At 71.3% G+C, this 13,974-nt stretch carries 11 protein-coding genes and 1 tRNA gene; 7 read left to right on the top strand and 5 right to left on the bottom strand.

Translation table 11 applies throughout. The features are described from left to right. Positions 1-127: 127 nt before the first annotated feature. Together ACF07V_RS12945 and ACF07V_RS12940 are read right to left on the bottom strand one after the other, a co-directional pair. Complete coding sequence (locus tag ACF07V_RS12945; RefSeq protein ID WP_392153710.1) at positions 128-691, bottom strand: GPR1/FUN34/YaaH family transporter; 564 nt, start codon at positions 689-691, stop codon at positions 128-130. Positions 692-853: 162 nt separating this feature from the next. Next, positions 854-1,375, bottom strand: a complete 522-nt coding sequence (locus ACF07V_RS12940; protein ID WP_123452601.1) for a universal stress protein — start codon at positions 1,373-1,375, stop codon at positions 854-856. A gap of 518 nt (positions 1,376-1,893) precedes the next feature. Here ACF07V_RS12940 and ACF07V_RS12935 point away from each other — a divergent pair. From ACF07V_RS12935 to ACF07V_RS12905, 7 genes are all read left to right on the top strand, one after another. Then, a complete protein-coding gene (locus tag ACF07V_RS12935; RefSeq protein WP_392153708.1) occupies positions 1,894-2,259 on the top strand; it encodes a hypothetical protein in 366 nt (121 codons plus the stop codon). 420 nt (positions 2,260-2,679) lie between these two features. Beyond that, the gene (locus ACF07V_RS12930; RefSeq protein WP_392153707.1) at positions 2,680-3,840 is read left to right on the top strand and encodes a helix-turn-helix domain-containing protein; all 1,161 of its coding nucleotides are present in this window, start codon (positions 2,680-2,682) and stop codon (positions 3,838-3,840) included. 211 nt (positions 3,841-4,051) lie between these two features. Beyond that, a complete protein-coding gene (orn, locus tag ACF07V_RS12925; protein ID WP_392153705.1) occupies positions 4,052-4,654 on the top strand; it encodes an oligoribonuclease in 603 nt (200 codons plus the stop codon). Positions 4,655-4,782: 128 nt separating this feature from the next. Continuing rightward, a tRNA-His gene (locus ACF07V_RS12920) sits at positions 4,783-4,855 on the top strand. Between the two features lie 181 nt (positions 4,856-5,036). Then, positions 5,037-6,719, top strand: coding sequence for an aspartate-alanine antiporter (gene aspT / locus ACF07V_RS12915; protein ID WP_392153703.1), 1,683 nt, complete (start codon positions 5,037-5,039; stop codon positions 6,717-6,719). A 9-nt stretch (positions 6,720-6,728) separates the two neighbouring features. Beyond that, positions 6,729-8,432, top strand: coding sequence for an aspartate-alanine antiporter (gene aspT / locus ACF07V_RS12910; protein ID WP_392153701.1), 1,704 nt, complete (start codon positions 6,729-6,731; stop codon positions 8,430-8,432). Positions 8,433-8,451: 19 nt separating this feature from the next. Beyond that, positions 8,452-10,104, top strand: a complete 1,653-nt coding sequence (locus ACF07V_RS12905) for a bifunctional aspartate transaminase/aspartate 4-decarboxylase (RefSeq protein ID WP_392153699.1) — start codon at positions 8,452-8,454, stop codon at positions 10,102-10,104. A gap of 109 nt (positions 10,105-10,213) precedes the next feature. Here the strand turns inward: ACF07V_RS12905 and ACF07V_RS12900 are convergent, their stop codons facing one another. From ACF07V_RS12900 to ACF07V_RS12890, 3 genes are all read right to left on the bottom strand, one after another. Then, the gene (locus ACF07V_RS12900) at positions 10,214-11,725 is read right to left on the bottom strand and encodes a cellulose binding domain-containing protein (RefSeq protein ID WP_392153697.1); all 1,512 of its coding nucleotides are present in this window, start codon (positions 11,723-11,725) and stop codon (positions 10,214-10,216) included. A gap of 161 nt (positions 11,726-11,886) precedes the next feature. Beyond that, positions 11,887-13,260, bottom strand: coding sequence for a sensor histidine kinase (locus ACF07V_RS12895; protein WP_392153695.1), 1,374 nt, complete (start codon positions 13,258-13,260; stop codon positions 11,887-11,889). After that, positions 13,257-13,970 carry a response regulator transcription factor gene (locus tag ACF07V_RS12890; RefSeq protein ID WP_392153693.1) on the bottom strand — a complete coding sequence of 238 codons (714 nt, stop codon included), beginning with the start codon at positions 13,968-13,970 and terminating at the stop codon, positions 13,257-13,259. The genes ACF07V_RS12895 and ACF07V_RS12890 overlap by 4 nt, the downstream gene beginning before the upstream one ends. Positions 13,971-13,974 lie beyond the last annotated feature (4 nt).

The following is a 13,974-nucleotide window of genomic DNA, read 5'->3' as shown; positions in this document are numbered from 1 at the left end:
GTGTCCGGGCCTGTCCCCCTGACGCCGCACCCCTCCGGGCCTGTCCCCCGGAGCCTCGGCCGGACACGGCAGCGGTCCCCGTGCACACACCTCCCGTGCACGGGGACCGCTGTGCTTTCCGCGGGGATCAGCCCGCGGCCGGGGCACCGCCGGCCGCGCGGCGCAGGGCCGTCGGCCAGCCGGCGACCGCGGCCGTGGCGCCGTACCAGGCGACCAGACCCGCGACGGCGGCCACCCAGCCGCCCGCCTTCCCGAGGCCGCCGTTGTCGGCGAGGGCGCCGATGCCGAGCAGCAGCAGCGCGACGAACAGCAGCCCGTACACGCCCTGTCCGAAGAGTCCGCTGCCCGCGGCGGCCATGGTCAGCGTGAGCGCGAGGAGCGCCCACAGGAGCAGGAAGAGCCCCATGGCGTCGGCCGAGGCGTGCCCGCCGGCCCCGCTGCCCCAGGTGAACCAGAAGGCGCCGAGCGCCGCGTACGCCGTGCCTTCGCCCTTGTCGCCCGCGCGCAGGGCGAGCAGTCCGACGAGGAAGAGCGTCACGCCGCCGACCCAGGTGGCGAGACCCGCGGCATCCGCTGCCGCGACGTTGTCGATGACACCGGTTCCGCCCAGGCCGAAGGCCAGCAGGGTCAGTCCGAGTGCCAGGTGGCCGAGCGTGGAGGTGGTGTTTCCCGCGGCGACTTCGTTGTTCACGGCGGGCTCCCTTCAGGTGTGCAGTTGTCCTGCGTGAGCTGCTGTGTTCCGTGAGCTTTATGTACCCTTCACAAGCGCACAATTCACCTGAGGAAGGCCGAAATTATGGCCGGATGACGGCAGTTGAGGGAGAGACCTGACGGACCGTGGGGACCCGTGGGGTTACGGGATGACGATGACGGGCCGCTGGGCGCGGCGCGCGAGGCGGCCCGCGACCGAGCCGAAGATCCGGCCGACGATCCCGTGCGTGGAGCCGACCACGATCGCGTCGGCCGAGTACTCCCGGCCGACCTCCTCCAGCTCGTGACAGATGTCCCCGCCGCGCTCGACCAGGATCCACGGCACCTCGGAGAGGTGATCGGCGCAGGCCAGCTCCAGACCGAGGACCTCGGTGCGGTGGTCCGGGACGTCGACGAAGACCGGGGGCTCGCAGCCGGCCCACACCGTGGTGGGCAGCCGGTTGGCCACATGCACGATGATCAGGCCCGATCCGGAGCGGCGGGCCATGCCGATGGCGTACGCGAGGGCGCGCTCACTGGACGTCGAGCCGTCGAAGCCGACGACCACCCCGTGCCGGAAGGCCGGGTCGCAGGCATGACGTGGCTGTTCTACCGCCAGGGGGTCGACCGTGGAATCGGCGACGCGCTTGCGGTCCGCGGGTTCGGGGAATTCGTGACCGGCCATCGGTGTCTCGGCGAAGAGGGTCCTCGTGGGAAGGGACGGGGAAAGGAGGGGACGAACGACGGGTGACGGCGGAGCTGTGTCCGGGAATCATCTTCCCAAGCCCATACCCCCAAGGGTACGGCGCCACTCCTCTCCTGCCCAGAGCCCGCCGTGCCACTCCTGGCGTGCCCGCCGCTCGCGCGCGGCGTTCCAGGGAGCATGCACGAGCGGTTCGGGATCTGGCAATGCCGGATGTGCCTTACAGGCGTCCGTACGGGGGCCAAACGGACGTCGCCGAGAGTGACCGGAACGTTCCGCTCCTCGTTGCCACAGGTCCGGCCCACCGCCACCACAGACCCGCTCCGCCACCACCGCGGACCGCCGCCCCACCACCACAGGCCCGCCCCACCACCACAGGCCCGCCCCACCACCACCGCGGACCGCCGCCCCGCCGCCGCCACAGACCCGCCCCACCACCACCGCAGACCGCCACCCCGCCATCGCCGCAGACCCGTCCCACCGTCGCAGGGAGACCGCCCGTGCCCGCACCATCGACCGCCGCCGGCCAGACCTCCGCCGTCCCCACTCCCACCCCCGCCCCCGCGCTCGGCGCGCCCCGCGGCCGCCGACGGGCGCCCGCCCTCCCGCCGGCCGCCGGCGCCGACCCGGAGCCGGGCACGGAGGCGGGCACGGGCGCGGCGGAGCAGGCCGGTGACGTGGTCCGCTGGGCGGCCTTCTGCTGTGTACTGGTCCCCGTGGTGCTCGTCGTCTACGGCACCTCGCTCGGCGGCGCCGCCGGGACCGCGCTCGGACTCGTGTCGGTGACGGCGGCCTGCCGGCTGCTGCTGCGCCGCTCGGAGCGCGGACTGCACACGGAGACGGTCCGCCCGAGGCGCCGGAACTAGCCCCGGAGGGGCCCGGAGCCGCCCCCGCCCCCCTTCGAGTTGACAGGTTCGTACACCCGACCCCATATGTTTTCAGCCAACTTCCGGCCGCCGGCGAGTCCTTGGCGGAACGGTTGGCCAACCCCGGCTCCGGAGGCGGCGAAAGCCTTGTCCCGGGGGTCCACACCCCCCGCGTACGGGGGCGTTGACCGTACCGCCCTTCCCTCGGCGGCCGTCGGACGCAAGACTTCGCGATCGATCGCTTCACGCCAAGTTGCCTTGTCGACAATCCACCGGATGGAGAACTTGTCACGCCGGCGCCACGGGACACAGTAGATTCGATCATGGGTACCGAAGACTGGGGTCTCGTGCAAAACCGAGGGGAAACGTGCAGGAGCGACACGACCAGGGAGACGCGAACACCGAGGGGGGCTTAGCGTCATGAGCCAGGACTCCGCCGCACCGGAGGTCGCACGGAAGCTGTCCGGGCGCCGCCGTCGCGAAGTCGTCGCGGTGCTGCTGTTCAGCGGCGGCCCCATCTTCGAGAGCTCCATCCCGCTCTCCGTGTTCGGCATCGACCGGCAGGACGCCGGGGTGCCCCGCTACCGGCTGCTCGTCTGCGCCGGCGAGGAGGGCCCGCTGCGGACCACCGGTGGGCTCGAACTCACCGCGCCGTACGGCCTGGAGGCCATCGGCCGGGCGGGCACCGTCGTCGTCCCGGCCTGGCGGTCGATCACCTCGCCGCCGCCGCCGGAGGCGCTCGAAGCGCTGCGCCGTGCGCACGAGGAGGGGGCCAGGATCGTCGGGCTGTGCACCGGGGCGTTCGTCCTGGCCGCGGCCGGACTGCTCGACGGCCGCCCGGCGACCACGCACTGGATGTACGCGCCGACGCTCGCCAAGCGCTACCCGTCGGTCCACGTGGACCCGCGGGAGCTCTTCGTCGACGACGGGGACGTGCTGACCTCCGCCGGCACCGCGGCCGGAATCGATCTGTGTCTGCACATCGTGCGGACCGACCACGGCACCGAGGCCGCGGGCGCGCTGGCGCGCCGGCTGGTCGTCCCGCCGCGGCGCAGCGGCGGTCAGGAGCGCTACCTCGACAGGTCTTTACCCGAAGAGATCGGCGCCGACCCGCTGGCCGAGGTCGTCGCCTGGGCGCTGGAGCACCTCCACGAGCAGTTCGACGTGGAGACGCTCGCCGCGCGCGCCTACATGTCACGGCGGACCTTCGACCGCCGGTTCCGCTCGCTGACGGGCTCCGCCCCGCTCCAGTGGCTGATCACCCAGCGGGTGCTGCAGGCGCAGCGGCTCCTGGAGACCTCCGACTACTCGGTCGACGAGGTCGCCGGCCGGTGCGGCTTCCGCTCGCCGGTGGCGCTGCGCGGCCACTTCCGGCGCCAGCTGGGCTCCTCGCCGGCCGCCTACCGCGCGGCGTACCGCGCCCGGCGGCCGCAGGGTGAGGCCGGTACGGCGGTGCTGGAACCGGCGGTGCCCGCCCAGGGCTCCGTGGGGCTCCGCAGGCCGCTGGAGCCGGGCAAGCCGCAGTCGGACGCGTACGCGCCGGGCCGCCCGGCCCTGCCGGGCCAGCGCAGCGCGCCGTAACAAGACCGCCGCCGCCACAAGCGGTGCGATGCAGGACCGACGGGCCCTCGGGGACACCTCCCCCGGGGGCCCGTCGGCCTGCTCGGGCCAGGGGGTGCCTTGTCGATCGGCCCGGATCAGGGAGCGGCGTCTGAGGCACGGTGCCGGACGCCGCGAGCCCGGCCCGATCGGCACGACACCCCCTGGGGCGGGAGCCCCTAAGGTAGGACGCATGAACGATCGCATGGTGTGGATCGACTGCGAGATGACCGGGCTCTCGCTGACGGACGACGCACTCATCGAGGTGGCCGCGCTGGTCACCGACTCGGAACTGAACGTGCTCGGCGACGGGGTGGACATCGTGATCCGCCCGCCGGACGCGGCCCTGGAGACCATGCCGGAGATCGTGCGCCAGATGCACACGGCCTCGGGGCTGCTCGACGCGCTCGCCGACGGCACGACGCTCGCGGACGCGGAGGCCCAGGTCCTCGCGTACATCCGCGAGCACGTCAAGGAGCCGGGCAAGGCGCCGCTGTGCGGGAACTCGGTCTCCACGGACCGCGGCTTCCTCACGCGCGACATGCCCGCGCTGGAGAGCCACCTGCACTACCGGATCGTCGATGTCTCCTCGGTCAAGGAGCTGGCCCGCCGCTGGTACCCGAGGGCGTACTTCAACAGTCCGGAGAAGAACGGCAACCACCGGGCGCTCGCCGACATCCGCGAGTCCATCGCCGAGCTGCGCTACTACCGCGAGGCGATCTTCGTCCCGCAGCCCGGCCCGGACTCGGAGACCGCGAAGCGGATCGCGGCGCGTCACGTCCTCCCCGCCGAATAGTCGGCCGAACAGCCGCACGAAGGGGCCCGCTCGCGCCCGCCGAACAATGCGTGCGCGAGCACCCCTCGGAACCCTGTAGACTTCTTCTCGGCCGGTCGGGGAAACCTTCGGGAAAACCGCCGGTCGTGGTGGGTATAGCTCAGCTGGTAGAGCACCTGGTTGTGGTCCAGGATGTCGCGGGTTCGAGTCCCGTTACTCACCCTGATGGCTCAGGCCCCGGTTCGAAAGAACCGGGGCCTGAGTCTTTTTCCGCTGCTCTGGGAGCGCTCCCGGACTTCACCCGTACGGGCGAGGCGATGATCCACTCCAGCCGACCCGCTGTTAGCTTCCCCTTATGTCCCACATTCTTACTATTCACACCCATTGGGCTGGGTGAGGCCGCGTGGGAGTCCTGCGTGACCACCCCGAACTCGCCCTCTTCCTCTGCCTCGCCGCCGGCTACCTCCTCGGCAAGGTCCGCGTCGGGCCCATCACGCTCGGCGGCATCTGCGGCACCCTGATCGTCGCGCTGCTCCTCGGCGCCTGGACGAAGGTCACCGTCTCCGACGACGTGAAGACGATCTTCTTCGCGCTCTTCATCTTCTCGCTCGGCTATCTGGCGGGTCCGCAGTTCTTCGCCAACCTCAACAGGAAGAGCCTGCGCTACTTCGCCCTCTGCCTCATCGAGGTCGTCTGCGTCGTCGGCATCGCCCTCGGGCTCGCCAAGGCCTTCGACCTCGACGTCGGCACCGCCGCCGGCATCCTCGCCGGCGCCGCCACCGAGTCCGCGGTCGTCGGCACGGCCACCGAGGCCATCGGCAAGCTCTCCGACCTGACGCAGCAGCAGATCACCGAGTACCAGGGGCACGTCGCCACCGCCTACACGGTCTGCTACCTCTTCGGCCTCGTCACCATCGTCATCTACACCAGCCAGATCATGCCGATGCTGCTGCGGATCAACCTCCGCGACGCCTCCCGCGCGCTGTGGGAGAAGATGCGCGGCTCCGGCGGCGGCCTGGAGGCCGACGAGCGCGAGGCGCTCCCCGGCATGGTCGGCCGGACGTTCCTGGTCACGCTCGCGGACGGCGCCACCGTCTCCCAGGTGGAGCGGCAGAACGGCAGCCGGGTCACCGTCGAGGCGGTGAAGCGGGGCACCAGGGTCCTTTCCCCTCCCCCGCCGGACTTCGAGCTGACCCTCTCCGACCTGGTCCTGATGGTGGGCCGGCGCTCCAACATCATCGACGCGGGGCGGCGCGTCGGTCCCGAGACCCCGGCGATCCCCGGCCTCGACACCCCGCTCGCCACCACCCAGGTCTCCCTGACGGACAAGACGGTGGCCGGCAAGTCCATCGACACCCTCACCAAGGAGCACCCGGAGTTCTCCTCCGGCGGGGTGTACGTGACGGACGTGCTCCGCAACGAGCAGCATCTGCCCGCGACCCCCGAGACGGTCGTGCACCGCGGTGACGTGCTCACCCTGGTCGGCGCCCGCTCCGGCCTCGGCAGGCTGGCTGCGAAGGTCGGCGCGACCGTGAAGAACGACGCCACCGACTTCATCTATCTGGGCTTCGGCATCGTCTGCGGCTCGCTCCTCGGCCAGGTCGTGGTCACGTTCGGCGGCGTCCCCATGTCGCTCGGCACGGGCGGCGGCTGTCTGATCTCGGGGCTGCTCTTCGGCTGGTTCCGCTCCCGCAGCCAGACCTTCGGCGCCTTCCCCCCGCAGGCCGCCACCACCCTCAAGGACATGGGCCTCGCCATCTTCATCGCCTGCACGGGCCTGGTGTCGGGCCCGCAGGCCTGGCCGCTGCTCAAGGAGTACGGGGCGTTGCTGCCGTTCGCGGGGATCGCCATGGTCCTGGTGCCGGCGACGATCTCGCTGATCATCGGCCGCAAGCTGCTGAACATCGAGAAGCCGCTGCTCATCGGCGCCATCGCGGGCCAGCAGTGCTCGACCCCGGCGATCACCTCGGTGACGCAGGTCGCCCAGAGCTCGGTCCCGATGCTCGGCTACACGGTCACGTACACGCTCTCGAACTTCCTGCTCCCGCTGACCGGCCCGCTGCTCGTCGGCATCCTGGGGGCGTGAGGAGCCGCCATGATCGATTTCCTCAACCGGAACATCTTCCAGCCCCACCCCGAGCTGCTGATCTTCATCACCGTGGCGCTCGGCTTCCTCTTCGGCAAGCTCCGCTACAAGGCGATCGCGCTCGGCGCCGTCACCGGCTGTCTGGTGGCCGGTCTGCTGCTCGGAGCCCAGTTCAAGGTCACGATCGACGGCACGGTGAAGAACCTCTTCTTCACCATGTTCCTCTTCGCCCTCGGCTACAAGGTCGGTCCCCAGTTCTTCCGGGGCCTGAAGAAGGACGGCCTGCCGCAGGTCGTCAACGCGGTCGTGGTCTGTGTGACGGGCCTCCTCGTCTCCTGGGGCTTCGCCGTGATGCTCGGGTACGGCCCCGGACTCTCGGCCGGCCTCCTCGGCGGCGCGCTCACCCAGTCCGCCGTCATCGGTGTCGCCCAGGACGCCATCGGCAACCTGCCGGGGCTCTCCGCCGACCAGATGAAGAACGAGGAGAACCTGGTCGCGATCGGCTACGCCGTCACGTACCCGCTGGGCACGATCCTCTGCGCGATGCTCCTCGCCAACGTCCTGCCCAAGCTCTACAAGCGGGACCTGGCCGCCGAGTCGGCGCAGATGGCGAAGGAGCTGGACGCGCCCGGCGACAACCCCGACCTGGCCGAGGGCTACTACGAGGTCGTCCTCCGCGCGTACGAGATGGACCACTCCCCGCTCGTCGGCCGGACCATCGACGACTTCGAGAACCAGCAGAAGGAGCTCGGGCACCGGATCTACATCACCCGGGTGCGGCGCGAGGGGCAGATCCTCGCGCCCAGCCAGCAGACGGTGCTGCGCTCGGGCGACGTGCTCGCGGTCAGCGCCCTGCGCGGCTCGCTGATCGACTTCGACGCCCGCACCCACATCGGGCCCGAGACCGACGACGTCGAGCTGCTCGGCTACCAGACCGAGTCCCTGCACGTGGTCGCCTCGGAGAAGGCGCACCTGGGCCGTACGGTCGCGGAGCTGCGCCGTGAGCCGTTCATGGTCGGGGTGTACATCGACAAGATCTACCGCTCGGGCGCGGAGTACCCGTACCGGCTCTCGACGAAGCTGGAGCGCGGCGACACGGTGATCCTGACCGGTCCGAAGCGGCTCGTGGACCCGGCGGGCAAGGCGATCGGCAAGCCGGTGCCGACCTCGTTCGCCACCGACATGCTGTGGGTGGGGCTCGGGATCTTCCTCGGCGGCTGCATCGGCATCCCGGCCCTCACCGTCTCGGGCGTCCCGATCTCGCTGTCCACCTCGGGCGGCGCGCTGATCATGGGTCTGGTCTTCGGCTGGATCCGCGGCAAGTACCCGACGTACGGCAATGTGCCGCCCGGCGCCCAGTGGTTCATGGACACCCTGGGGCTCTGCCTCTTCGTCGCGGTCGTCGGCATCAACGCCGGGCCCAGCTTCACCAGCGGTCTGTCGACGGCCGGCTGGGGGCTGCTCGTCTGGGGCGCGGTGGCAACGGTGGTGCCGCTGATCGTGGGCTTCCTGTACGGCCACTACGTGCAGAAGATCCGCTTCCCGATCCTGATGGGCGTCCTGGCGGGCGGCCAGACGACGACCGCGGCGATCGGCGCGATCAACGAGCAGTCCAAGTCCCAGATCCCGACGCTCGGCTACACCATCCCCTACGCGGTGGGCAACGTCCTGCTGACCATCTGGGGCGCCGTGATCGTCATCCTCAACCACTGACGTACGTAAGGACACGCGCATGCCCAAGACCACGTTCACCCGCCAGGAGATCCAGTCCTTCGCGCAGCTTTCGCCGTTCGAGCTGAAGGACAAGTTCATCCAGCTCGCGCAGGCCGCGCAGGCGGACAAGCCGGGCCAGAAGGAGAAGTCGCAGGCGCAGATGCTCAACGCGGGCCGCGGGAACCCCAACTGGGTCGCCACCGGTCCCCGCGAGGCGTTCTACGCGCTCGGCCACTTCGCGCTCTCCGAGTCGCGCCGGGTCTGGACCGCCGACAACCTCGGCGGCATGCCCGAGCTCCCCGGCTCCGCCGAGCGCTTCGACACCTTCGTGCGCCGCCACCCGGACCTGCCGGGCATCGAGCTGCTGCGGGACTGCGTGGAGTACGCGGTGGAACGCTTCGGCTTCGACAAGGACGCGTTCGTGCACGAGCTGACCGACAGCACGATCGGCGACAACTACCCCGTGCCGGACCGGATGCTCACCCACGCCGAGCAGATCGTCCGCGGCTACGTCCACGACGAGATGTTCGACGGGCGCCCGCCGGCCGGGAACCTGTCGCTGTTCGCGACCGAGGGCGGCACGGCCGCGATGTGCTACATCTTCGACTCCCTGATGAAGAACGGGATCCTGAGGAAGGGCGACCGGATCGCGCTGATGGTGCCGGTCTTCACCCCGTACATCGAGATCCCCGAGCTCGACACGTACGAGTTCGACGTCGTCACCGTCAACGCGAGCCTCTTCGCGGAGACCGGTGTCCGCGAGTGGCGCTACCCGGCCGAGGAGGTCGCGAAGCTGGCCGACCCGTCGGTCAGGCTGGTCTGCGTCGTCAACCCGTCCAATCCTCCCTCCCTGGCGATGAGCGAGCGCGTCGCGCAGCAGATCAAGGACATCGTCGCCGGCCCCAACCCGAACCTGCTGGTCGTCACGGACGACGTCTACGGCACCTTCGTGGAGGGCTTCCGCTCGCTCGCGGCCGACATCCCGCGCAACACGCTGCTCGTGTACTCGTACTCCAAGCACTACGGCTGCACCGGCCACCGGCTCGGCGTCATCGGCCTGCACGACGACAACGTCATCGACGAGATGCTCGCGAACCTGCCGCGGGCGGAGAAGGACCGGCTGAACCTGCGGTACGGCTCCCTCAGCCTGGAACCGGAGAAGATCCGCTTCATCGACCGGCTCGTGGCCGACTCCCGCCAGGTCGCCCTCAACCACACCGCCGGGCTCTCCCTCCCCCAGCAGGTGATGATGACGCTCTTCTCCCTCTTCGGCATGCTGGAGGAGGGCCAGGCCTACAAGCACAAGATCCGGGACATCGTGCGGCAGCGCCTCGACCTGCTCCTCGAAGGCGCCCGGATGAGGATCGCCGACGACCCGCAGCGGGCCGCGTACTACATCGAGCTCGACCTCCTCGCCGAGGCGGAGCGGGTGCACGGCAAGGACTTCGCGGACTTCCTGGAGAAGAACTACGAGCCGGTCGACCCGCTGTTCCGGCTCGCCGAGCAGACGAGCGTGGTCCTGCTGAACGGCGGGGGCTTCGACGGCCCCGAGTGGTCGGTCCGCGTCTCCCTCGCCAACCTCGACGACCTGGACTACCTGAAGATCGGCCACCACCTGCGGGGGATCTTCAACGACTACGCGGAGGAGTGGAAGGCCACGCGCGTCGTCTGAGTCCGCGCAGAGGAGAAAAAGGGGGGCGCGCCCCGGTCGGCGGTGGGGTGGTTTCCGACCGGGGCGCGCGGTGTGGGGGGACACGGGGGTCCGGTTGCCCGTAGGCGTCCTACTTGTACGCGCCGAAGGCCTTCGTGAAGGCGAGGGGCTGCTGGAGGATCGAGGAGCAGGTGGGGTCGGCGTAGGTCACGGCGCCGGCCGCGCACTGCTTGTCGCGGGTCGAGGACCACATGGAGAGCCAGCCGAGGCCCTTGGACTTCGCGAAGTCGACGAGCTGGGTGGCGTCCTCGACCTTGAAGACCTCGCTGCTGACGTCGTTGACGCCGATCATCGGGGTGACGGCGACGGCCTTCCAGGCGGCCGCGTCGGAGAGGCCGAGGACGCCCTTGATCTGGGCCTGGGTCGCGGTCGCGGCCTGGATGGCGTAGGTGCCCATGTCGGCGCTGTACGCGGGGCCGTAGTCCATCGCCATGATGTTGACGGCGTCGACGCGGACCCCGTTCCGCTTGGCGTCGGCGATCAGGTCCACGCCCGGCTGGGTGAGGCCTTCGGGCATGACCGGCAGGGTGAAGGAGACGTTCAGGCCGGGGTGGGACTTCTGGAGCTGGGCGATCGCCTGGGAGCGGCGGGTGTTGGCGGCGGTGTCCGGCAGGGCCGCGCCCTCGATGTCGAAGTCGACCTTGGTGAGCTTGTACTGGTCGACGACCTTGCCGTACGCGGCGGCGAGGGCGGAGGAGGTCGAGCAGTTCAGGGCCAGCTCGTGGCCGGCGGCGCCGCCGAAGGAGACGCGGACGTCACCGCCCTTGGCGCGCAGGGCGCCGATCTGGGCCGCGACCTTGTCGTTCGCGAGGTCGGTGACGCCGCCCCACAGGGGGGCGCAGGAGCCGCCGGAGGTGATGAAGGCGAGGTTGAACTCCTTCACACCGGTGGCGTCGGCGGTGGCGAGCAGGTCGTACGCCGGGTAGAGCGAGGTGTCGACGTACGGGGCGTACCTGGCGGCCGTGGCGGGGGCGCCGGTCGTGGTGGGGGTCGGGGTCGGGGTGGGGGCCGTGGTCGCCGTGGCGGTGGGCTTCGGACTCGCGGTGGCCGTGGCGGTCGCGGTCGGCTTGGGGGTGGTGGTCGCCGTGGCCGTCGGGGTGGGCGTGGGCTGGTCGGTGGGGCGGCCGCTGGGGGTGGGGGCGGGGCCTCCGGCGGAGCAGACCGCCTTGTTGATGAGGCAGTTGGCGGGGTCGCCGGCCTGGCCCGCGGCGGAGGTGACGAAGCCGACGGTGACGGACTGGCCGGGCGCCAGCTGCTTGTTCCAGCTCGCGGGCTTCACGGTGACGTGGCTGCCGGAGACGGTGTGCTCGCCGTTCCAGAGGGAGCCGATGGTGGTGCCGGCCGGGAGGTCGAACTCCAGGGTCCAGTCGGACTGGGTGGTGGTGGTCTCGTTGGTGACGACGTACTGGCCGGTGTAGCCGCCGGTCCAGGAGCTGGTCCGGGTGTAGGCGGCGCCGACGGAGGCGGCCTGGGCGGTGCCGGTGAGCCAGAAGGCGGCGCCGCCGACGACGGCCGCGGTGACGACCGCTCCGACGGCCTTGGTCCGGGTGCTCGTCCTGCGCCGGTGCGAACTGCTGCCCATCGCGTGCCTGCCTCTGTGTGCCGGGGGTGGGGGTGGGGTGCGGCAGCACGCTAGCGAGCGGGAAACGGACAAATGCCTTGGCGGGGGCCGGGGGTGGGATTCTTAGGCTCCGCTTAAGGAAGGCATCGGGACGGCAAAAGGTTGGGCGGTGACCGGGTGGGTCAGGCCTTGCGGCGGCGGCCGCGACGGCCTCCGCCTCCACCCGTACCGGCTCCGCGTCCGTCGAGGCTGATCCAGATCCGTACCTCGGTGCCGCCGAGGACCGAGTGGCCGATGCGGACGTCGCCGCCCGTCGACTCGGCCATGCGGCGCACGATGTCGAGGCCGAGGCCGGTGGAGCCGTCGCGTCCGCTGCCCGCGCCGCGCGCGAGCGCGGCGGTGGGGTCGGCGATGCCGGGGCCCGCGTCGGAGACGAGGACGATGACGGCGTCCTCGCCGTTGTGGACGTCGATGGAGAAGGCGGTGCCCTCGGGGGTGTGGCGGAAGACGTTGCCGAGCAGGGCGTCGAGTGCGGCGACGAGTTCGGGGCGGGCGACGGGGATGCGGACCGGGCGCTCGACGCCCGCGACCCGCACCCGGCGGCCCTCGTCCTCGGCGAGCGCCGACCAGAACTCCATCCGCTCGCGGACCACTTCGGCGGCGTCGCAGCCGGCACCGGGTCCCGTCGCCTGGGTCTGCGGCTTCGCGTCGCGGGCGGTGCGGATGATGATGTCGACCTCGCGCTCCAGCTGTTCGACGGCCGCGCGGGTCTGCTCGGCGGCGGGCCCGGAGCCGAGGGAGGCCGCGTTGAGCCGGAGCACGGTCAGCGGGGTGCGGAGCCGGTGGGAGAGGTCGGCGGCCAGCTCGCGCTCGTTGGCGAGGAGCTGGACGACCTGGTCGGCCATCGAGTTGAAGGCGACGGCGGCCGATTTGAGTTCGGGCGGCCCCTCCTCCGGGACGCGGGCGCCGAGCTTGCCCTCGCCGAGGTCGTGGGCGGCGCCCGCGAGCCGCTGGGCGGGCTGGACCATGCGGACGCCGAGGCGGTCGGCGACGGCGACGGAGCCGACGATCAGGGCGATGCCGACTCCGGCGAGGACGAGCCAGGCGGTGGCGACGCCGTTGCTGACCTCGCCCTCGGGGACGAAGAGTTCGACGACGGCGACCTGGGCGCTGCTGAGCGCGGTGGGCTGGAGCAGCGCGAAGCCGCCGGGCACCTCGGCGATGGAGGCGCGGCCGAGGCTGCGGGTGGCCGCGAGATCCGCCGGGTCGGCCCGCCCGGTGCCGATCTCCAGGGCGGTCCCGCCGGGTTCGGCGGCGGGGAGGTGGATGGCGAGCCGGCCGGCGGCGCCGTCCTCAGTGGTGGCGACGGCCTTGTCGAGCTCGTCCCGGTCGGTGGTGATCGCGAGGACGGGGGCGAGTCCGGCGGCCCGCCGTTCGGCGTTGGAGAAGGCCCGGTCGCGGGCCATCTCCTTGACGACGAGCCCGAGGGGGACGGCGAAGGCGAAGACGACCATGGCGGTGACGGCCAGCGACACCTTGACAAGCGCCCATCTCACGGCTGCGACCCCGGTTCCTGCTCGCGGGGCGGCTCCAGCTTCACGCCCACCCCGCGCAGGGTGTGGAGGTAGCGGGGCCGGGCGGCCGTTTCACCCAGTTTCCGCCGCAGCCATGACAAATGTACGTCGATGGTCTGGTCGTCCCCGTACGACTGCTGCCAGACCTCGGCGAGCAGCTCCTTGCGCGGGACGACGACGCCGGGCCGCCCGGCGAGGAAGGCGAGCAGGTCGAACTCGCGCCGGGTCAGGTCCAACGGCGTCCCGTCGAGCTCGGCCTGACGGCGCAGCGGGTCGACGGTGAGCCCGCCGACCCGGACGGCCCGGGAGGGCGGCAGCTCGCCCGCGGCGGCCCGGGAGCGGCGCAGGACGGCGGCCATCCGGGCCGAGAGGTGCTCGACGGAGAAGGGCTTCACGAGATAGTCGTCCGCCCCGGCGTGCAGGAGCCGTACGATCTCGGCCTCGTCGTCCCGGGCGGTCGCGATGATCACCGGGACGTCGGTGATCCCGCGCAGCATCTTGAGCGCCTCGGACCCGTCGAGATCGGGCAGACCGAGGTCCAGGATCACGACGTCGAAGCGGAAATGGGCGACCTCGCGCAGCGCCTCCAGAGCCGTGCCGACGCTCCGTACGGTGTGGGAGGCCTCGGACAGCTGCCGGATCAGGGCGGAGCGCACGAACTGGTCGTCCTCGACCACGAGCACACTTGCCATGGGC

This window comes from Streptomyces sp. NPDC015661 (assembly GCF_043077765.1).
Classification (GTDB): Bacteria; Actinomycetota; Actinomycetes; order Streptomycetales; family Streptomycetaceae; genus Streptomyces.
The sequence above is the reverse complement of the archived record's forward strand: the minus strand, read 5'-3'. Positions and strand labels throughout refer to the sequence as shown.

Bases quoted from the DNA above. Each gene is read 5' to 3' on its own strand.
- ACF07V_RS12940 (WP_123452601.1), bottom strand. From the start codon at position 1,375: ATGGCCGGTCACGAATTCCCCGAACCCGCGGACCGCAAGCGCGTCGCC.
- ACF07V_RS12930 (WP_392153707.1), top strand. From the start codon at position 2,680: ATGAGCCAGGACTCCGCCGCACCGGAGGTCGCACGGAAGCTGTCCGGG.
- orn (WP_392153705.1), top strand. From the start codon at position 4,052: ATGAACGATCGCATGGTGTGGATCGACTGCGAGATGACCGGGCTCTCG.
- aspT (WP_392153701.1), top strand. From the start codon at position 6,729: ATGATCGATTTCCTCAACCGGAACATCTTCCAGCCCCACCCCGAGCTG.
- ACF07V_RS12905 (WP_392153699.1), top strand. From the start codon at position 8,452: ATGCCCAAGACCACGTTCACCCGCCAGGAGATCCAGTCCTTCGCGCAG.
- ACF07V_RS12900 (WP_392153697.1), bottom strand. From the start codon at position 11,725: ATGGGCAGCAGTTCGCACCGGCGCAGGACGAGCACCCGGACCAAGGCC.
- ACF07V_RS12890 (WP_392153693.1), bottom strand. From the start codon at position 13,970: ATGGCAAGTGTGCTCGTGGTCGAGGACGACCAGTTCGTGCGCTCCGCC.